At 65.1% G+C, this 19,950-nt stretch carries 17 protein-coding genes; 10 read left to right on the forward strand and 7 right to left on the reverse strand.

Translation table 11 applies throughout. The features are described from left to right. The first annotated feature begins 111 nt into the window (after nt 1-111). The 6 genes from G453_RS0107530 to G453_RS0107555 all read left to right on the forward strand — a co-directional run bounded on the left by G453_RS0107530 (nt 112) and on the right by G453_RS0107555 (nt 6,931). Nucleotides 112-1,569, forward strand: a complete 1,458-nt coding sequence (locus tag G453_RS0107530; protein ID WP_027190562.1) for an Rne/Rng family ribonuclease — start codon at nt 112-114, stop codon at nt 1,567-1,569. A 3-nt stretch (nt 1,570-1,572) separates the two neighbouring features. After that, complete coding sequence (locus G453_RS0107535) at nt 1,573-2,112, forward strand: epoxyqueuosine reductase QueH (protein ID WP_027190563.1); 540 nt, start codon at nt 1,573-1,575, stop codon at nt 2,110-2,112. Nucleotides 2,113-2,579: 467 nt separating this feature from the next. Then, entirely contained in the window at nt 2,580-4,211 is a 1,632-nt protein-coding gene (locus tag G453_RS26160; RefSeq protein WP_051271975.1) for a GGDEF domain-containing protein, read from the forward strand. Nucleotides 4,212-4,349: 138 nt separating this feature from the next. Next, complete coding sequence (gene hemW / locus G453_RS0107545) at nt 4,350-5,489, forward strand: radical SAM family heme chaperone HemW (RefSeq protein ID WP_027190564.1); 1,140 nt, start codon at nt 4,350-4,352, stop codon at nt 5,487-5,489. Nucleotides 5,490-5,708: 219 nt separating this feature from the next. Continuing rightward, the gene (locus G453_RS22930; RefSeq protein WP_043644993.1) at nt 5,709-6,179 is read left to right on the forward strand and encodes a hypothetical protein; all 471 of its coding nucleotides are present in this window, start codon (nt 5,709-5,711) and stop codon (nt 6,177-6,179) included. 266 nt (nt 6,180-6,445) lie between these two features. Beyond that, nucleotides 6,446-6,931 (forward strand): hypothetical protein, encoded by a 486-nt coding sequence (locus tag G453_RS0107555; protein WP_027190565.1) that lies wholly within the window; start codon nt 6,446-6,448, stop codon nt 6,929-6,931. A 267-nt stretch (nt 6,932-7,198) separates the two neighbouring features. On the opposite strand, the gene G453_RS0107560 is transcribed toward G453_RS0107555, so the two are convergent. Together G453_RS0107560 and G453_RS0107565 are read right to left on the reverse strand one after the other, a co-directional pair. Continuing rightward, a complete protein-coding gene (locus G453_RS0107560) occupies nt 7,199-7,483 on the reverse strand; it encodes a sll1863 family stress response protein (RefSeq protein ID WP_027190566.1) in 285 nt (94 codons plus the stop codon). Between the two features lie 151 nt (nt 7,484-7,634). Further along, complete coding sequence (locus G453_RS0107565) at nt 7,635-9,068, reverse strand: sigma-54 interaction domain-containing protein (protein WP_027190567.1); 1,434 nt, start codon at nt 9,066-9,068, stop codon at nt 7,635-7,637. Nucleotides 9,069-9,170: 102 nt separating this feature from the next. Between G453_RS0107565 and G453_RS22935 the strand changes: the two genes are divergently transcribed. Genes G453_RS22935 through G453_RS0107585 form a run of 4 tightly spaced genes read left to right on the forward strand, consistent with a single transcriptional unit; the run spans nt 9,171 to nt 13,152 of the window. Continuing rightward, nucleotides 9,171-10,250, forward strand: a complete 1,080-nt coding sequence (locus G453_RS22935; RefSeq protein WP_407635550.1) for a 4Fe-4S dicluster domain-containing protein — start codon at nt 9,171-9,173, stop codon at nt 10,248-10,250. After that, nucleotides 10,243-10,656 (forward strand): hypothetical protein, encoded by a 414-nt coding sequence (locus G453_RS22940; RefSeq protein ID WP_043644996.1) that lies wholly within the window; start codon nt 10,243-10,245, stop codon nt 10,654-10,656. Before G453_RS22935 ends, G453_RS22940 begins: the two co-directional genes overlap by 8 nt. A 3-nt stretch (nt 10,657-10,659) precedes the next feature. After that, nucleotides 10,660-10,968: a hypothetical protein gene (locus G453_RS0107580; RefSeq protein ID WP_027190568.1), complete on the forward strand. Its 309-nt coding sequence runs from the start codon at nt 10,660-10,662 to the stop codon at nt 10,966-10,968. Nucleotides 10,969-11,025: 57 nt separating this feature from the next. After that, the gene (locus tag G453_RS0107585; RefSeq protein ID WP_156920842.1) at nt 11,026-13,152 is read left to right on the forward strand and encodes a cytochrome b/b6 domain-containing protein; all 2,127 of its coding nucleotides are present in this window, start codon (nt 11,026-11,028) and stop codon (nt 13,150-13,152) included. 145 nt (nt 13,153-13,297) lie between these two features. On the opposite strand, the gene G453_RS0107590 is transcribed toward G453_RS0107585, so the two are convergent. From G453_RS0107590 to G453_RS0107610, 5 genes are all read right to left on the reverse strand, one after another. Further along, a complete protein-coding gene (locus tag G453_RS0107590) occupies nt 13,298-13,972 on the reverse strand; it encodes a dihydrodipicolinate reductase C-terminal domain-containing protein (RefSeq protein ID WP_027190570.1) in 675 nt (224 codons plus the stop codon). A 98-nt stretch (nt 13,973-14,070) separates the two neighbouring features. Then, on the reverse strand, nt 14,071-15,039 hold the full coding sequence (gene thiL / locus G453_RS0107595) for a thiamine-phosphate kinase (RefSeq protein WP_027190571.1): 969 nt from the start codon (nt 15,037-15,039) through the stop codon (nt 14,071-14,073). Then, the gene (locus tag G453_RS22945; protein ID WP_051271977.1) at nt 15,036-16,262 is read right to left on the reverse strand and encodes an oligosaccharide flippase family protein; all 1,227 of its coding nucleotides are present in this window, start codon (nt 16,260-16,262) and stop codon (nt 15,036-15,038) included. Before G453_RS22945 ends, thiL begins: the two co-directional genes overlap by 4 nt. 49 nt (nt 16,263-16,311) lie before the next feature. Then, a complete protein-coding gene (locus tag G453_RS0107605; protein ID WP_027190572.1) occupies nt 16,312-16,935 on the reverse strand; it encodes a D-glycero-alpha-D-manno-heptose-1,7-bisphosphate 7-phosphatase in 624 nt (207 codons plus the stop codon). Continuing rightward, nucleotides 16,932-19,916, reverse strand: a complete 2,985-nt coding sequence (locus G453_RS0107610) for a glycosyltransferase family 39 protein (RefSeq protein ID WP_027190573.1) — start codon at nt 19,914-19,916, stop codon at nt 16,932-16,934. Before G453_RS0107610 ends, G453_RS0107605 begins: the two co-directional genes overlap by 4 nt. Between the last annotated feature and the right edge of the window lie 34 nt (nt 19,917-19,950).

Genomic DNA, 19,950 nt, shown 5'->3' on the forward strand with positions numbered 1-19,950 from the left:
GCGCGCCCGCAGGGGCAACACCAGACCGGACGCCCGCCCCCGAGGGGGATACCTGAGACGCACCGCGCCATATCAATCGGCGCAGAGGGCGGTCCGGCAGGAGAATTTCGCATGGCAGTCAAGAAGCGCAAGCGCAAGATGTTCGTCTCCGTGCTTCCCGGTGAGGAAGTGGAGGTCGCGATAGCCGAAGACGGCGTCCTCCAGGAATACTACGTGGAGATGACCCATCAGGCCAAGACGCGCGGCAACATCTACAAAGGCAAGATCCACAACGTCGATCCCTCCCTCCAGGCGGCCTTCATCAACTACGGGGCCGAACGCAACGGATTCCTCCAGATCGACGAGGTCCACCCCGAATACTACCAGGAAGAGGCCAATCCAGAGCGCCGGGGCAAGTATCCGCCCATCCAGAAGGTGCTGAAAAAGGGTCAGGAAGTGCTCATCCAGGTGGTGAAGGAACCCACCGGCAACAAGGGCGCGTTCGTCACCAGCTATTTGTCGCTTCCCGGGCGCTACTTCGTGCTGACTCCCGGCCGCGAGCAGAAGGGCATCTCCCGCAAGGTGGAGGACGACGAGGAGCGCAAGCGCCTGAAAGAGATCGCCGGTGGCGTCAAGCTGGACGAGGGCATCGGCATCATCGTGCGCACCGCCTCCATCGGGCAGTCCAAGACCGCCCTGGAACGCGACATCAACTATCTCAAGCGCCTCTGGAAGGACGTGCGCGGGCGCGGCACCAGCGTGCCCACCCCGAGCATGATCTACCAGGAGCCGGATCTGTCCGCGCGCGCCGTGCGCGACTACCTCACCGACGACGTCAACGAGGTCTGGGTGGACGACAAGGAGACCGCCGAGCGCGTCTCCGAGATGGCCGCCCTGGTCTTTCCGCGCCGCCAGGGACTGGTGAAGCTGCACACCGACCACGAGCACTCCATGTGGGAGCGCTTCAACCTGCGCAGGCAGATCGACCAGCTGCACGGGCGCGAGGTGATCCTGCCCTCCGGCGGGCGCCTGGTGATCGACCACACCGAAGCCCTCACCGCCGTGGACGTGAACTCCGGCAAGATCGGCGGAGAGACCAACTTCAAGGAGATGGCGCTGCGCACCAACATGGAAGCCGCCGCCGAGGTGGCCAACCAGCTGCGCCTGCGCGACATCGGCGGACAGGTGGTGGTGGACTTCATCGAGCTCAAGGAGCGCAAGCACGTGGCCGAGGTGGAAAAGGCCATGAAGACGGCCATGAAGATCGACCGCGCGCGCCACGACGTGGGCAAGATTTCGCGGTTCGGCCTCATGGAGATCGTGCGCCAGCGCATGGGCTCCTCTGCCATGTCCGTCTCCACCGAGACCTGCCCCGAATGCCGGGGCACGGGCACCCGGCGCAACCTGGAGTGGCAGGCCCTGCAGGCCCTGCACGATCTTTACCGGCTGCTGCGCCGCCCCGGTTCGAGCGACGCCGTGCACTACAAGACCACGCCGGAGCTGGCCTTCTACCTGCTGAACCAGAAGCGCGAACGGCTCCAGGCGCTGGAAAGCCAGTACAACAAGGCCATCCACATCATGCCGGAGTAGCCGATGCTTCTGGTGCACGCCTGCTGCGGCCCCTGCGCCATCACGGTCTTTCGGGAACTTCTCGGCCAGGGGGAGGATGTCCTGGGGTTTTACTACAACCCCAACATCCACCCCCTGGCCGAATACCTTCGCCGCCGCGACGCCTTAAGGCAGGTGGGCGAGCGGCTTGAAGTCCCCCTGGTCGTGGCGGACGCCGAATACGACCCCGTCCAGTTCCTGCGTTTGGCGGCCTTCCGCGAGAAGGACCGCTGCGGCTCCTGCTACGAGCTGCGCCTGGACCGCGCCGCGCGCGAGGCGAAATCCCAGGGCTGCACGGCGTTCACCTCCACGCTGCTCTACAGCAAATACCAGGACCACCAGGCCATCCGCGACGCTGGCGAGGCCGCAGGCCGTACTCACGGCGTACCCTTTTTCTACCAGGACTTCCGCCCCGGCTGGGAGGAAGGAATACGTCTTTCCAAGGAGTGGGAGCTCTACCGCCAGCCCTATTGCGGTTGCATCTACTCCGAGTTCGACCGCTACCGGAAGAAGCTGGGGCGGTAGTGTCAGGGGTCGATGACCATGAAGCGCGGGTTTCACGCACAATCAACGACCAGAAGAGTCTTCGGGCATAAGGATCTGCGCCTTGGAATCCGAATACGCTTGGCCCGCACGGGAGACACCCTGTACGTCAATGCAACGGTCCACGAGATTTGCGCACATATCTTGCTTTCGAGGGCATAAGTCGGGGAATGGCTCGCACTTCATTGCGCTCAAGGCCGCGTTGTGCGGCGGAAATCATCAGGGGCGTCCGCAACCGACTGAGCGGGTTCATCTTTTGAAGCAGTAAGCAGAGCAGAGGCAAGATCAAGATGTGTCCGATATTGCCCGGATATGACCGCGGAGTGGCGAAGCAACGCCTGGTATTCATATTGTTGCTGATGTTCGTTTGGCCGGGCGCGAGGGGCTTTTGCGCGGACCGGTCTGACAGCCCCGGCCGTGCGCCGGATGCTGGCGAAAAGAGCATCGTGATGATCCTTCCGTTCTCCCAGGATTATCCCGTTCACCTGCAACTGGTGAAGGGGTTTCGCGACAGCGTCCTTAAAGCGCGTGCCGACGTCCGGATCAGCTACGAATACCTGGATCTGGCGCGCTTCCCCAACGAGCAGGGCTATCTGGCGGACGTGGCGGCCTTCCTCAAAGCGAAGTACGCCCGCTTGAGGCCGGACGTGGTGGTCTCCGGCGGCCCCATACGGCAGTTCATGGACGAATACGGCAACGCGATGTTTCCCGGCGTGCCTGTGGTGTTCCCCAGGGACGAGAGCGCCGCGCTGGAGGCTGCCGTCAAGGGCGGCGTGGATACCTCCCGCAATTCAGAATACATGAAGAGCGTGGAAGTGATTTTCCGCACCCGGCCCGCCACGAAGACGGTGTACGTGGTCTTGGGCGATTCCGACGAGGAACGAAGCATCCTCAAGGACATGTCCCGCGTGGCTGAGGCCTATCGCGAGCGGGCGCGGTTCGTGTTCACGAACGATCTGACGCATGCCCGGATGCTCGACCTTATGGGCGAGGCTGGCGAGGACAGCGCGATCCTGTTCATGCGTTGGCACAGGGACGTGCAGGGCGAGTCGTTCATTCCCGACGATGTGGCGCGCGAGGTGGCTGAGCGGGCAAAGGCCCCGGTGTACGGCGTTGTGGCCCATGCTCTCGGCGGCGGTATGCTGGGGGGGTATCTCTTCAGCTTCGAGCTTTTCGGGCGCAGGCTGGCGCAGCAAAGCCTGGAGATACTCGGGGGAGACAAGTCCGCCGGTCCGTCCGTTCCCAGCCCGGTCAGCGAATACGCATTCGACTGGCGGCAACTCAAGCGCTGGAACATCGATGAGAAGGTCCTGCCCGAGGGCAGCCGCATCGAGTTCAGGGAGCTCTCCGCCTGGGACCAGCACGGGGCGTACATCCTTGGCGGCATAGTCGTGCTGTTGCTCGAGACGGCCCTGATAGTCGGGCTGGGCGTCAACAGGACGAGACGCAAGCGGATGGAACGCGAACTGGTGGGGCTGAACGCCTCTTTGGAAGAAATGGTCGCCAACCGGACGCGCCAGCTTCAGGAGGCCAATGCGGAACTCGAGCAGGCCAAACGCACGCTTGAGGACATGAACATCCGCCTGGGAATGGCTTCGAGGACGGACATCCTCACAGGCCTGTTCAACCGCAGGCATTTTGAAGAGTCCGCCCCGCAGGAGCACGCCCGCTACGTGAGGACCGGCAAACCCTTTTCCGTGGTGCTTTGCGACATCGATTTCTTCAAGAACGTAAACGACCTGCACGGGCACGACGCAGGCGACAGCCTGCTGCGCATGATCGGCCAGGATATTTCCCAGGCCGTGCGCCCGTACGACATTCTGGTCAGGTGGGGAGGGGAGGAGTTCCTGCTGTTCCTGCCCTCCACGGAGCCGGATCTGGCCAGGGCTATCGCTGAACGCATCCGCCTGGACATCGGGGAGCGGGTTTACGCCTACGAGGGACACTCCCTGCGCCTGAGCGCGACGCTGGGCGTCGCCACGGTGCGGGACGGGGAGTCCGTGGCCGATGTGATCCGGCGGGCGGACGTGGCGTTGTATGAGGGCAAGCGTTCCGGCAGAAATCGCGTAGTAGCGTCTTGAGGTTCCGGCCTACCCGACAGCTTTCCGCCCACTACGCGAAGCGGAGAGGGTGTGCAGAGGGCGGAGCCCTTTGCCCGCCGGAGGCTTCCGAAAACAATAGTTGACTATATTGCTGTAATAACAACAGGTCCTATACAAATGCTCCTCTACGTCCACGTCCCCTTCTGCGTCAGCAAGTGCCGCTACTGCGCCTTCTCCTCCCAGGTGATGGACATGGACGTGCTGGAAACCTGGGAGCAGACGGTCTCCGCCGAGGCGGCCCACTACGGCGCGCTCCTCAAGAAACCGTCCGTGGAGACGGTGTACCTGGGCGGCGGCACGCCGAGCCTGCTGCCGTCCTGGGCTTTTGACAGGCTTATGAAGTCTCTGCGGCGCAACTTCACCATCCCCAAGGACATCGAATTCACTCTGGAGGCCAACCCGGACTCCGCCGTGGACAAGGACCTCATGCACCAGTGGCGCTCAGCGGGCGTGAACCGCATATCGCTTGGGGTGCAGTCCATGAACGAGGCCGAGCTTGTGATGCTGGGGCGGCCTCACGGCGTGGCGGACGTTTTGACCGCCGTGCAGCGCCTGCGCGCGGCAGGCTTCGCCAACCTCTCCGTGGACCTCATCTGGGGGCTTCCCGGCCAGCGCCTGAAGCAGTGGATGGATACCCTCAAGGCGGCGGTGCGCCTGGGGCCGGAGCACATCTCGGCCTACGGGCTCACCCTGGAGGAGGGAACTCCCATGGCCCGCATTGCGGAAGAGGGGGCACTGGTCATGCCGCCCGAGGACGAGGCCGCCAAGATGTACGTGCATGGCGGGGATTTCCTTGAGGAACAGGGCTATCTGCACTACGAGATAAGCAACTTCGGGCGCATGGGGTTCTCCTCGCGCCACAACCAGGGCTACTGGGAGGGCAAGGACTACCTGGGGCTGGGGCCGTCGGCGGTGTCCACGCTGGCCGGGCGGCGCTGGCAGAACCCGTCCGACGTGGCCGGGTACGCGGCCCTGGCGCGGAGCAAGGGATGGGGGCGCGAGGCAGAGACGCTCACGCCCGAAGTGCGGGCCAGGGAGCTTCTCATGCTGTCGCTGCGCACCTCCAAGGGCGTCCGGCTGGCGGAGTACCGGCGTCTCACCGGGCGCGACCTGGCCACCGCCGAGCCCAAGCTTATGAGCGCGCTTCGCCAGAAGGAGCTGATCCGAATCAAGGACGGCTGCCTGCGCCTGACACGCCAGGGCATGCTGGTGAGCAACCTGATAATCGGACGCCTGCTCTTCCCGGACGGGAATTGAGGGGAAGCGGGGGACCGGCAGGCCGGGCGAAGCGTCGGGTTGCAGGAAGTGGGGGAGTAATTGTCGGGCGCGGAGGGCGTTTTGTTGCAGAAGCCTCCGGCGGCCAAAGGGGCGAGCCCCTTTGGAATCCCTTATAGTTCTGCGACATATGGCAGGTTGGCCGCGTTGCGACAGGCCAGTGTGAGAGCGAACATCACTGGAATCAGGGAGCTTGATGAAATGAACAAAAGACTTTTCGGATCGATAGCCGCATGTTTCGTCGCCGCGCTGCTGTGTTGCGCGCCTGCCGGGGTAGCCCAGGCCCAGGACGCGCCGAGCGGTTCCGACGGCCCGTCATCCGGGCGCGTGAGTATGACCGTGGGTCGCGGCGCCATGCTGATCAGCGCCACCGGCGGCAGGGGCGTCTTGACCTTCGAGGGGCAGACCTATCCCTTCAAGCTGGGGGGGCTCGGCATCGGGCTTCTGGGCATCACCACTGTGGACGCCGAGGGCGACGTGTACAACCTCGCGCGGCTTGAAGATTTCTCGGGAGCCTACGTCCAGGGCGGGGCGGACTACGCCGCCGGGAACGGCGAGGGCATCCTGTGGCTGAAGAACACCAAGGGAGTCGTGCTCAAGCTGCGCTCCAAGACCAAGGGACTGTCGCTGGCCGTGGGCGGCGAGGGCCTCATCATCCAGGTGGTCAAGTAACGAGCGGCAAATCCCGGACCAAAGCGGATCCGACTGGATACTCGACGGCGGACCACTCCTGCCGACGATTCCGGTGCGTCGAAGCGGTTTGTGCCCTGCTGTGGCGGGTCTTGGTGCAGTGGACGGCTTTTAAGCTGAGCGAAGTTTCCGGGCGAGCTGAGCGCCGAAGGCTTGCCATGGGCCCGTGCGTGGAATAGCGTGTCATGACGGATCGTTGGGATAAAGGCTTTCCCGGCGGCGACACGCAGAGCGGAGGTCTTCCGGGTATGGTCACGAATCGACGGTTTCTTTCCGGCATGCTTGGCAGCTGTCTGATCCTCATTTCACTTTTGTGCTCCGCGCCCCTCCAGGCAGCTGAAGCGGCCAAGGTGGAACCCGGCGACAAGCCCACCGGCAGCGTGACCATGAAGTTCGGGCAGGGCGGTTTCATCCTTGGGGTCAGCGGCGGCGAAGGAACGCTGACGTTCAAGGGCCGCAAGTATCCCTTCAAGCTGGGGAGCCTGGGCGTCGGCGGCTTTGGCGTCTCCAAGACGACCGCCACCGGAGAAGTGTACAATCTCAACAATGTCGAAGAGTTCCCCGGAGCATTCTTCCAGGTCCGCGCCGGATACGCGGCGGTGGAGGGCAAGGGAGTCCAGTGGCTGGAGAACTCCAACGGAGTGGTCATCAAGCTGCGCACCACCACCAAGGGCCTGATCCTGAACCTGGGGGCGGACGGCCTTATGATTGATATGAAGCCTGGGAAAAAATAGACTCCGTCCCGCCCGGGCGGGGTTTCGCTGCTGTCTGGGCGGTTGTTCCAGAGGAGCGAGCCCCAGTGTGGAGCCCTCAAAATGCGTTCATACAGTGTGTGGTTCTAAGCCAAGAGAACCATACATTTTGTTGGTGAAAAACATGTTGTTTTTCACCAACGCGACACACGTGTGGATTCCTCTCAATAAATGCACATTTATGAGGAGGATAAAAATCTAAGCCGCTATTATCCTTGACAAACATGTTCAGTTGTCAAGGCCGCTGCACTAAAACTTCTCCTTGGCCTTGCCCACAGCCTCTTTCAGGTCGTGGAAGGCGTTCTCGAAGCCCGTCTTCAGTTCGCTCCAGGCCGACTTCCCGCCCTTGCGCAAGAGCGTCAGCTTGTAGCGCGCCAGCTCATACTTGGATTCCAGCTTTTCCAGGTCCTGCTCGTAGCCCTTGATGAACTCCTGACCCCTGTTCTCGGCCTTGGCCTTGGTGGCGTCGATCTTTTCCTTGAAGTGCTTGAGCTGCTCTTCCATCTGCTTGGTGAATTTTTCATGTTCAGGCATGTGCATCGCTCCTGCGTGAATTATTTCTTTAGCGTGTACTACTTAGCGCTTCCCGGTGGATATGGTCAAGGGTGGGTTTGGTCCTCGCCGTATCGCAAGACGCAGGCTGGACCGCCTTGGAGACGGCTCCGGCGGCTTGCAGACCGCCGCGTCAGGAGGCGACGGTCCGCTCGCAGGTGACGCCGTGTTTGCGCATCCGGTTGAGGACAGTCAGCCTGCTGACCCCGAGCACGCGTGCGGCCTGGCTCTTGTTGCCCCCGGTCTGGCGCAGGGCCTCCACCAACGCCGAGCGTTCATCACCGGGCGATCCAGGCGCGGCTGCCGTGGAAGCGAAGCTGGGGGGCGCGGCGCTGCACGCTGGGGCAACTGCCGGGCCAGCAGGCGGGGAGGCGCACGCAGCCCGATTGGCGCGACCAATGCCCGGCGGCAGGTGCGAGGCCTCGATGCGCCCTGAATCCGCCAGCACCAGCGCATATTCCAGGGCGCTGCGCAGCTCGCGCACGTTGCCAGGCCAGGTGTGCTCCATGAGAAGCCGCATGGCCTCGGGCGATATCCGGGCCGCGTCCCCGCCGGTCTTGGCGGCGCTGGCGTGCAGGAAATGCCCGGCCAGCAGGGGCAGATCCTCCATGCGGGCGCGCAGCGGCGGCAACTCGATGGGGATCACGTTGATGCGGAAGAAGAAGTCCTCCCGGAAACGTCCCTGAGCGATCAGGGCGCGCAGGTCCTGGTGGGTGGCCGTGATCAGGCGCACGTCCACCGGGATGGGCCGGTTCGCGCCCACGCGCTCGATCGAGCGCGTCTCCAGCACGCGCAGGAGCTTCACCTGTATGGAGACCGGGGCGTCGCCGATCTCGTCCAGGAAGATGTCGCCGCTGTGGGCGGCTTCGAAGCGGCCCTGGCGCTCGCGATAGGCTCCGGTGAAGGCCCCTTTGGCGTGGCCGAACAGCTCGCTCTCCAGGAGTGATTCGTTGAGCGCCGCGCAGTTGAGCTGTACGAACGGGCCGGCCCGGCGCGCGCCGAGCTCGTGGATGGCCCGCGCGGCCAGCTCCTTGCCGGTGCCGGATTCTCCCAGCAGCAGCACCGGCGCGTCCGAGCGCGCGGCCTTCTCCAGGATGTCGAACAGCCTGCGCATGGCGGGCGACGCCCCCACCATGCCGTGAAAGCTGTCAGGCCGGTCCAGAAGGCGAGAGAGCTCCTCCACCCTGCGGTCCAACCGGTCCAGTTCGCTTAGGTCCATCACGCTCTCCACCGCGCCGATCACCGTGCCGTCCTTGTCGTGGATAAGCGACTGGTTCTTGAACACCGGCAGGAGCGAGCCGTCCTTGCGGCTGATGAAGCAACGCTTGGCCTGGCTCTCTCGCCCGGCGAACAGCGGGCACCATGCACCCGTGACGCCCTTCCGCTGCGTGGCGCAGACCTCGCAGCCAAGCACCGCGCAGGAGCGCTCCATGAGCTCATCGCGTGAATACCCCGTGAGCCGCGTCATGGCGTCGTTGACCATGACGATCCGGCCTTTCGGGTTGACGATGTACACCCCTTCCTGAATGGCGTGGCAGATTTCCTGCCAGTGCTGGCTGATGTCCATGGGTTACCACCTGTCTATGCACCTGTGTATATATACAGTGGCCGGAAAGAGGCAAGTCGTGTGGAGTTGTACGTAATTTCAAGTGTTTAGTTGATGGCATGCATGCTGCTTATGAAAGACATGCTTACAACGCTCGCACCCAACTCCCGGTTCTCGCGCAGAACCCTGTTCAAGGCCCTGGGCCTGGGCGGGGCGGCGGCGCTCATGCCCGCCCGCTCCCGCGCTGCCGTGCTCCCCGAAACCGGCCAGGAAATGGCCACGCTTCTGGACTTAAGCAAGTGCATAGGCTGCGGGGCCTGCGTGGACGCCTGCCGCGAGGCCAACGCCGCGCGCTATCCCGAGCCCAAGAAGCCCTTCCCCCAAATGTACCCGCCGCGCGTGAAGGCCGAGGACTTCTCGGACAAGCGCGGCGTCACGGACCGCCTCACGCCATACAACTGGCTCTACATTCAGACCGCCAGGGCGGAAGGGCGCGAGGTGTTCATCCCCCGGCGCTGCATGCACTGCCAGAACCCGCCCTGCGCCAACCTCTGCCCCTGGGGCGCGTCTTCCAAACAGACTGACGGCGCGGTGTCCATAGATCCCGACATCTGCCTGGGCGGGGCCAAGTGCCGCGACGTCTGCCCCTGGGAGATTCCCCAGCGCCAGACCGGCGTGGGCCTGTACCTGGACCTGATGCCAAGCGTCGCGGGCAACGGCGTGATGTACAAGTGCGACCGCTGCGCCCCACGCGTGGCTGCCGGGAAGCTCCCGGCCTGCGTGGAGGCCTGCCCGGAGGGCGTGCAGGAGTACGGCCCGCGCGAGGTGATCGTGGCCAAGGCCAAGGCCCTGGCCAAGAAGAGCGGCGGCTATCTCTACGGCCTGGAGGAGAACGGCGGCACCAACACCATCTACCTCTCGCCCGTGCCTTTCGAGAAGCTGAACGCCTCGCTCATGGAGGACAAGCACGGCGGGCGGGGCAGGGAATCAAAGCCCGGCAGGATGCCCCAGCAGGGTTTTGGCAGGCCTCACCTGGCCGCCACGGCGGACGTGATGGCCGGGTCCAACACGTTGGCCTGGGCGGTGCTGCTGGCTCCCCTGGCTGGGATCGCCTCGGTCTTCCTGAAGGGATCGCGCAGGGTGCTGGACGCTTCCCGCCGGAACGCCCCCGTCGCCGACACGAAGGAGGACCGCAATGTCTAGCCTGACCCTCTACCGCTGGACCGTGGCCGCACTGGCCATCTCCGGCGTCGCCCAGATGCCCATCTTCAAGCGCTACTACATCGCGGACATTCCCGGCCTGGGCTGGACCGCCGATTATTTCTTCACCCACAAGATGCACTATGTGGCGGCCGCCGTGCTACTGTTCTGGCTGGCGCGCCGTCTGCTGTCCGAGGGCGTCTCGTCCCTCGGGGCCGGGCGGCTGACGCTTCTGGCGGCGCTCGTCGCCACGGGCGTCCCCCGCGTGCTGAAGAACATGCCCGACGTGAGCTTCTCGCCCACAGCAACCATGCTTATCGACTGGTCGCACCTGGCGGCGGCCATGGCTCTTGGAATCACGGCCCTGGTCATGCTTGTGAAACGGCGTCCCCAAACAGCAAGGAGGTAGCCCATGTTCGCGCTCCGGGCGCTCGCGGCGCTCATCTTGTTCGTGTCCCTGGCGGCGGAGGCGCAGGCGAAATCAAACGCCTGTCCGCCCTTTTTCCTGCGCACGGAGGACGGCGCGGTCATAAACCCCGTCACCGGCGAGAACGCCGACAAGCCCATCTCCACGCGCCAGACCTGCGGCGCGCAGGGCTGTCATGACTACGCGGCCATCACCAAGGGCTACCATTTCCAGCAGGGCTGGGACAACATCTCGGACTCCTTCAACAAAGACAAACCCTGGATGCTCTCGCCCGGCATGATGGGCAAGCTGTGACCCCCCTCCTTTCGCCAGTTGGCGAAAAAGCAGAACGACAATCCCGACCAGATCGACATGACCCCCTTCGCCTTCGCGGCAGACGGCCCCAAGGACCCCAAGATGCTTGGCGTTCCCGGCTGCGGCGGCTGCCATCCGGGCGGCGGCGGCATGGAGTATGACCGCGACGGCCAGCGCTACGACGTGCGCCTCAAGGGCGACCCCTCGCTTTCGGCCTCCCTGGACGGTGACTACCACAAGAGCCAGTGGGACAAGACCGGCGTGCTCGAGGCCGATTGCTTCATCTGCCACCTGCCGGGCTACGACTTCAAGGAGCGCAACAAGCAACTGAAGAAGCTCAATTTCCGCTGGTCCGCTACGGCGGCCTCCGGCATAGGGCAGGTGCAGGGCTTCGTGGACGAGGGCAAAACCCCGACCGTGGCCTACAACCTGCGGCTCTTCAATCAGGACGGCAAGGTGGCCCTGAACCTGACCGACACACCGCCCAGCGAGAATTGCGTCTTCTGCCACGGCATGTCCGACATGAAGAAGCGCGGCTTCTCCTGGAACGACCCGGTCAACCACGACGTGCACAACATGCGCGGCATGTCCTGCGTCAGCTGCCACCCCGGAAACATCAACCACAACTTCGCCAAGGGCCAGGAAAACGTCTCCACGGTGCGAGACGACCTGGACAACACCATGAAGAAGTGCGCCGACTGCCACACCACCGGCTACATGGGCGCGCCAAGGCCCCAGCACGCCAGCGTGCGCCCCAGCCACCTGGAGAAGATGGCCTGCGAGGCCTGCCACATCCCGGCGCTGAACCGCGCGGGCGGCGAGGGCTTCGACGTGACCACCGGGGCCATGGTCAACTATTCCAAGATCGGCTCCAAGGGCATGGGCGCGGAGTTCAAGTGGGAGCCGCGCATGCAGCTGGTGAAGCGCGGGCAGATCACCCCGGTGAATCCCCTGCTGGTGACCACCTGGACCAACAAGGACGCCGACGGCACGTACTATCCGCTCTTCATGCGGGAGCTCAAGAAAGCCTGGGAGATCGCCTCGCCACAAATCAAGAACCAGAAGGCTCCCGGCAAGCCCGAGCTGCACACGCCTGAAGACATCAAGGTCATGATCCTCGCGGTATCCAAGGCTCTTGAGGGCAACAAGCGCTTCAAGCAGGTGAGCCCGGTCTATCACAAGGGCGGCGAAGTGCACTTTCTCGGCCCTGACGGATCGGTCGTCACCGCCAAGGACCAGACCTGGGTGGGCCATGTGGAGGGCTTCAACATCAACCACAACGTGGCCCCGGCCAAGCTGGCCCTGGGCGCGAACGGCTGTCGCGACTGCCACTCCGACACCGGCAACGTGTTCGCGGGCCGCATGGTCACGGACATGTTCGGCAAGGACGGCAAGCCCGTCTACACCACCAACGCGGCGCTTCTGGGCATCAGCCACACTGCGCTGGCCATGAACGACGCCTATCAGGCCGTGGTGGTCCCTTACGGCAGCTGGGCCATCCTCATCGTGGCCTTCATTCTGACGCTGCATTACACAGGCCAAGGCCCCAAGGGCCTGGACATGCGCCACGAGCCGGGCGAGATCGTCCGCTTCAACCTGGCCGAGCGCTGGTCGCACCTTGTGCGCATGCTGGCCTTCGTGGTGCTGGCCGTCACCGGGTATGTGTTCTTCGTGAGCAACGCCACCCTGGCCAAGGCCCTGTTCGGGTCCTACCACGCGGCATCTGTCTGGCACTGGGCCGCCGGGCTGGTCTTCACCCCCGCCGGACTGTACAGCCTGGCTTTGTGGGCCAGGGACGCGGTGTTCAAGCCCTACGACTCCAAGTGGTTCGCCATGAGCGGCGGGTATCTTGGCTGCAGGGATTCAGGCGAGCACGCCCCGGCTGGCCGCCTGAACGCCGGGCAGAAGGTGTTCTTCTGGCTGTCGCTGGCCCTGACGCTGGTCATGGCAGGGACGGGCATCCCGCTCATCTGGAAGGAGGCCCTGTCGGCCAGCACCGCCCTGGTGCTGTCCACCATCCACGGCGTGGCGGGCGTCTTGTTCGTGGCCAGCGCTCTGGCGCACGCCTACCTGGGAACCATCGGGAACCCCGGCACGTGGCGCGTGCTGGTGGACGGCAGGGTCAGCCGGGCCTGGGCCAGGGAGCATCACTCCGAGTGGTATCGGGAGAAGGAAGGCAGATAGTGTCACGTTCTTGAAGAACATGAACATGTTTTTCAAGAACAGATTGAACGATTCTCCTGGCTTAGGCTCAGGACTTGTATGACGATAAACCGAAAGGGGGGCGACGGCCCCCCTTTTTCATGCAGACGAGATAAGCTCAGGAAAGCTAGAGCCAACCCTTTTCGATGAAGTCCATGACGCTGTATCGCGTGTTCTCAAGCGCGTTGGAACGAACGGCGGAAATGATCTTGGCGACACCCTCCGCATAGGGGGCGTTGCCGAATACCTTCGTTTCAAATGAAAGACTGGTGACGGGGTCTTCGATCTCGATGCGGTGGTAGGCGTGCCTGGAGAGATACTCCTGCGGAATTTTCAAGCTCTCCTGCTGCACGTGCGGATCACGGATGGAGCGTATCCGGTCGCCGGGCAGGCCCAGGGACGCGGCCATGTTCACTGCGGTTCCGGGCACGGATGTCTTGTCCGCCTGATGGGACTCGGTGACCCGGACGGTGTAGTCCTTGAACTGGTGGCCGCTTGCGGCGAGCATGGCCATGAATTTCAGCATGAGGATGTTGGTGTTGGGACACACCACCACCGGGAAATCCGTCTTGTGATCTGCGATGCTTGACCCGGTGGCCAGTTCGATGAGCGGTGAGCCCGTCCTGCCGCAGTAGGACACAATGCTTTCCAGCTCCCGCCCGGACCCGGCGTGGACCACCACGCACGGCGTCTCGGCCTTTGCCGCGTCAGCCCAGGCGAGAACTTCGCCCGAAACCATGCCTGGCAGGACATTCAGGAGCTCCGTGGCCAATTTCCCGGAACCGGCTATTATGATCGTCATCTGTCCACCTGCTCAGCTGCCAATATCTGGCGTGGTCGGATTGAAATACGAAAGCACCTCGGACAGCCAGGCGCGGGCAAGAGAGCTGCCCTGGGGCATCAGGAAAAGTGGTCGAAGCCTTTGCGCGTCAGCGTGCGGCCGTTCAAGGTGATGCCGGGCGAGTCCGTCACCGTGCCCAGCGCCCACACGCCCGGAACCTGGGTGTAGATGTCCAGGAAGCGCATGTGGTGGCAGGCCCCAAGCAGGGCGTAGTCCTCGCCGCCCACCACGGCAAGCTCGGCTGGGTCCGTGCCCGTCTCCTTTGCGCGGTGCAGCACCTCCGGGTGCAGGGTGTCCGGCTCCACGCACAGGTCGGCCCCGAGTTTCTGCCCCAAAAGGCGCGGCAGGTCGCGCGCCAGCCCGTCGGACACGTCCATCAGGCAGCGTACCCCGCGAAGGCCGGACAGAGCCAGCCCCTCGGCGATCTTCGGAGCCGGGCGCAAGTGCGCGGCCACGCTGTCGGGCCACTGGGCCTTGGCGTCCGGCCCGTGTTCTTCGAGCACCGATAGGCCCACGGCGGAAAGCCCCACGTCCCCCACCGCGAACAGCACGTCTCCCGGCATGGCCCCTTCCCGCAGGATCATCCGCCCGGACGGCCCGGCCTCGCCCCACAGGGTGACGGAGACCACGATCTTGGCGCAGGCGTTCAGGTCGCCTCCCACCAGGGGGATGTCCTGCGACGCGGCCAGCGCGGCCATGCCGTCCAGCAGCGATTCCCAGTAGGCGGCGGGGGTGTCCGGCGGCCCGGCCAGACCCAGGCTGAAGCCAAGCGGTTTGCCGCCCATGGCGGCGATGTCGCTCAGGTTCACGGCCAGGGATTTGTGCCCGACGTCCTGCGGGGAAAAGTACCCGCGCCGAAAGTGCACGTCCTCCACGAAGAGGTCCGTGGTCATGGCCATGGTGCCGGGGCAGTTGAGCAGGGCGCAGTCGTCCCCGCGCCCCAGTATCATGTGGGGGTGGACGTTGGGGAACCGGGCCGTGATGGCGGCCAGAAAGTTGTCCTCGCTGGCGAAGGGGGCTGTGGTCATGCTGGTGTCCGATGTTTGGGCGTTTTGCGCGCGTAGACCCCGAAGGCAAGCCCGGCGGTCAGCGCCGCTTCGGTGAGCACCGTGGCCAGGGCCGAGCCTTTGGCTCCCAGCCAGGGGATGAGGGCCACGTTCAGGATGATGTTGGCCAGCGCCGTGGCCAGGGTGACGCGCGCGTAAAATCCCTCGCGTCCCACGGCGATCAGCGCCTGGGTGAGGATGCCGTTTGGCAGGATGAACAGGAGCGAGGGAAGAAGCCACAGGCACAGGGTCTGGGCCGGGAGGAACTTCTGGCCGTACGCCAGATCAATGATCCATGGCCCCAGGAGCATGGCCAGGGTCGTGCCCGAGGCTGCCAGGGCGCACATCACGCCCATCTGCACGCGGAAGGCGCGCCGGAACACTTCCGGCTGGTGGATGGTCATGCGCAGCTTGCGAAAAAAGAGCTGGGTCAGCGGCGTGCAGAACAGCACGGCGGCCTCCACCAGCCGGTAGGCTGCGGCGTATTGCCCCACTGCGCCCGGATCGTCGGTCAGGTGGGTGAGCAGGATGATGTCGGACTTGAAGTAGATGGTGGTGGCTGCGCTTATGAGCAGGAACGCCCCGCAACTCTTGTAGAGCTCCGGGTTGATGCGAAAGCTCGGCATCATGCGGATGGGTGCGGCCATGGGCAGGCACAACGCCGCCCCGAATCCGGCCACCCACCCGGCGAAGAGCAGCGCCGGCCCGGTGGAGGGCAGGGCCAGGGCCAGCCCCACGGCGCTCACGGTGAAGGTACGCACCAGGATGCGCCATTTGGCCTCGCGCTCAAAGAGGCCGTGTCCCTTCATGTCCGCCGCGAGGTAGTTCCCCACCGCGAACAGGCCGTAGTACATCACGGCAAAGGCAAGCGCCGTCTTGTGCTCCAGCGGGAACAGCCACACCAGCGCAAGCCCCGCCCCCGTGACCATGACGGCGTGCCCCAGGGCCTGGCGCTCGATGGGCGCTCCGCCCGCGAGATGCTCGGAGCGCTGCGCCGCCTCCCGGAAGATGAGCGTGGAGAAGCCGCCGTCCTGCAGGATGGCGAACAGCGAGGCCATGGTCAGGATGTAGGAGTACGCCCCGAAGGACTCCGGGCCGAGAAAGCGTCCCAGCGCAAACGACAGCAGGGTGGAGAGCACCGCCGAATACAGGGTGGCGGCCCACTGCCCGGCCAGGGCCGAGGCGAAGCGTTTTGCCGCGCTCATGGGATGGCCGCCCGTCTGGTGGTGAGTGCGCAAGGATTGCTGTGGCAGGTCATGAAGATTTTCCGCTGTGATTATCCAGGATGAAGTCCACTGCCGCGCCCAGGTCGCGCGCCAGGGCCGTGGGCTGGCCGGGGCCGGGGGCGTCCAGTCGCAGCCAGCCGGGCGTGCTCCCGGCGGGGATCTCCTCGGGCAGGCCGAAGCTCTGCGCGAAGCGTTTGCCGTGCCCGGTCAGCACCAGCACGGACTGCGCGAAGCCGCAGTTTCGCCCAAAGGCCACGTCCGAGGCGTTGTCGCCGATCATCACGCTCTCTTCGGGCTTGAGCCCATGGGCGGCGCACAGGTCGTCCCACATGCCAGGCTCCGGTTTGCGGCAGCCGCAGGCCTCGTCCGGGGCGTGGGGGCAGAAGGCCACATCCTCGAAGGCGACTCCGAACGGGGCCAGGAACTGCGCGAGGCGCTCCTGTACGGCTCGGAAATCCGCTTCGCTGTAGTAGCCGCGCCCGATGCCGGACTGGTTGGTGACCACGAACAGGCGCACGCCCGCCCGGCTCAGGCGGGCCAGGGCCTCGCCCGCGCCCGGAACCAGCTCCACCTGCTCCGGGTCGTGCAGATAGTGGCGCTCCACGATGATGGTGCCGTCGCGGTCGATGAGGGCGTTGGCCACAGGGGTCATCTGGTCCTCCGCAAGTGGTCCGGGAAGGGCTGCGGCGCGTCCAGGAGCATTACGTCCAGGGGCGAGGCGTGGCGAAGCCCCAGGCGCACGGGCCACTTGTCCATAAGCGGCGCGGGCAGGGCGGATGCGTCCAGCCGGGCCTCGAAGCGCATCAGGGCGTCTGGCGCTGACCACAGCTGGGTCTTTTGCCCGGCCAGCTCGAAGCGCACCAGCACCTCACGCGCGGGCTTGTCCAGGCGCACCCGCGTGTACTGGGGAATCTTCCAGCCCTCCCAGCGCCCGGAACCGGTGCTGCGGTAGCTGTTCACCTCGCGCCAGGAGAGGCCGTCCGTGGAGATCAGGGTGCGCACGGCGTTCTTGCCGCCCGCGTCGCTGTACACGCGGGGATAGGCCCGGATGCGAAGCGAGGTGACCGGCATCTCCGAGCGCATGGAGTAGGTCAGGGAGCAGGGCCGATCCTGGTCGCAGGTCAGGCAGTCCTCGTCGGGGATGCGCTTGATGTTTTCGGACGACGCAAGCGTGGCCGGGTCGAATTGCGCCGCCGTGTACAGCGGCGTAAACACCAGCTCTCCCTGGCCGTTGGGGTTCACCGTGAGGGTGGCCGGGGCTGGGCAGGTCACCGGCAGGGGGATCTCCATGCGGTCCAGGGTGAGGACGGGCTTGTCCAGCGCGCCCGCGAGCTTCATGGAGGCGATGATCCGGCGCGAGGACGGAAACGCCTCCAGGATGCGCTGCGAACCGGGCGTCACGCGCAGGGCGGGATGCGCCAGGGCCGGGTCGTACAGGGCGATGGCCGGGCTGCCGTCAGGGTAGGCCAGCACGCGCACGGGTTTGTCGCCGGGATACGCGCGCTGGTAGGCCTCGTGCGCCTGGGGGGAACCCAGGCCGGGACGAGACAACTCCGGATCGAGGCTGAAGGCGTACAGAGCGCGCGAGAGCGTCAGGTCGACCTTGGGAGTCCAGGGGACCACGGGCAGCTGCTCCAGGAGCGCCAGGGGCAGGGCCTCGCGCCCGGCCTGCTGTCCGGCGAGGCTCGCCTCCAGCCGGAAATCCTCGAGCTCTATCGGCCCTGAGCGCGTTGCCGAGGGCTGCTCCAGCCTGAGGTCGAACGAGCGCGCTCCGGCCAGATCACGGTCCAGGTTCAGAGAGAGGGTAACGGAGCGTTTGCGTTCGTGGTTGGCGGGAATCAGGTTGCCGTCTGGCTGCCTGAAGGAGTCCATGGACACTTCAGCCAGTTTCCGGGGCTCTTTCCCGTCCACGGACAAAATCAGCGCGGCTCGGTCGTCCGTTGTGATGCCTGGGGCCAGTATCACCGAGAAGGTCGCCGTGAGCGTGGCTCCGGTGATCTCGCTGCCGGGCTGGGGTTGGAAGCGGTATTCTGCCCAGCCGGGCAGCCCGGCGTCGTGCCGGGTGAGCGTCTTGGTCAGGGGCGAGGGGACCATGTTGGACGCGCGGAAGGCATCCTCCAGCATGGAGAAGCCGGAAAAGTTCTCCTCGTGGACGTAGCGGCCCTGCGCGTCCGCAGTCATGGGGCACACGGGGGTGCGGGCCAGCCCGAAGCTCAGGATGTCCACGTCTTCCAGGTGGGCGCGGCGGACGGCCAGCGGGAACTTGTCCTGGGCTTTGGTCGAGTCCGGGGCCAGCAGGAAGGCCCGGTGGTAGCCCGAGAGGGGCAGCTCCCTGGCCGTGGGGATGAGGCCCTGGCCGTACCAGTCGAACACCAGCTTCAGGTTGCGCGGGTTGAAGTAGAGGATGAGGTCCTGGTTGTTCCTGTTCTCGGCCAGGTAGTCCACCAGCTCCTTGTAGTGCGAGGTCTCGCGCGAATAGTACTCGCTCAGGCTGGTCAGGTTCGGCGAGGCCAGCAGCAGGAGCAAAAGCGTCGAGACGGTCAGGCGCGCCGCGAATATGGGGCGCTCGGTGCCGAAGAGCCTGTCCGATACCCATTCGACGGCCAGGGCCAGGGCGTGGGCCGCGAAGATGTTCAGGAACAGGAACAGGGAGAAGATGTAGCGTGAGGACAATTCCATGCGCGCCTTGGCCAGGAAGATGCCAGCGATGGGCATGAGCACCCAGAGCGACAGCAGCAGGACGAACCAGATTCGCCCGCTCCTGAGCGCGCAGGCGCATCCCGCAAGCCCGAGCGCCGCGAAGGCCCAGCCCATGGGGATTTCGCCGCGATAGGCGAAGGCCGCGAACTCCTTGAGGGAGGACGCCACGAAATCCAGGTTGAACTTGGGCGTGAAGGTCGGGTCGCGCAGAAGCGCGAAGACGTTCAGCTGCCCCTGCGCCCAGGGCAGGTAGGCCGCACCGGCCAGGGCCAGGGCCAGGAAAAGCGTCCAGGCCAGGGCGAGGGCCTCGCGGCGATCCTCCCTCAAACGCCAGAAAAGGATAACAGCTGCGGCTGTCACTTGCGCGAAGATCAGTGTGGCGGCCATGTAGGAGGTGTAGAGCATGGCCGCAGCCAGCGCCCCGTACCACCACAGGAGTCTCCTGCGTCCCTCGGTCAGGGCCGTGTACAGCACATGCAGGGCCAGCAGGTTCTCCAGCATGAACAGCGAATAGGGGCGCACCTCGCGGCTGAAGTGCAGATGATAGACCGACACGGCCAGCATCAGGGCGGCCAGCAGGGCGCTCAGGCGGCCAAGGGGCTTGCGGCACAGCATGTAGACGGCCGGGACGGCGGCCACGCCAGCCAGCAGGCCGGGCAGGCGCATGAGCACGTCGGACTTGGCAACGGCGGCGAGCAAGTGGGTGAGGACGTGCGCCAGGGGCGGGAACAGCTCCACGCCGATGTCCGAAGGCCCGATGCTCTGGAGCACGGCCAGCATGTCAGGCAGGGGGCGAAGCGACGCGCCCACGGTGATGAACTCGTCCCACCACAGGGAGGGCTGCTCCATGTGCAGAAAGCGCAGCCACGCGGCCGCGAGGGTGATGAGCGCCACGAGGACGCGGTCGGTGCGGTCGGTCGAATCAGGTGTCACGGATGGGCCTTGCATGATGGTTGGTGTGCGTTCG

It is taken from the genome of Fundidesulfovibrio putealis DSM 16056, from assembly GCF_000429325.1.
Classification (GTDB): domain Bacteria; phylum Desulfobacterota; class Desulfovibrionia; order Desulfovibrionales; family Desulfovibrionaceae; genus Fundidesulfovibrio; species Fundidesulfovibrio putealis.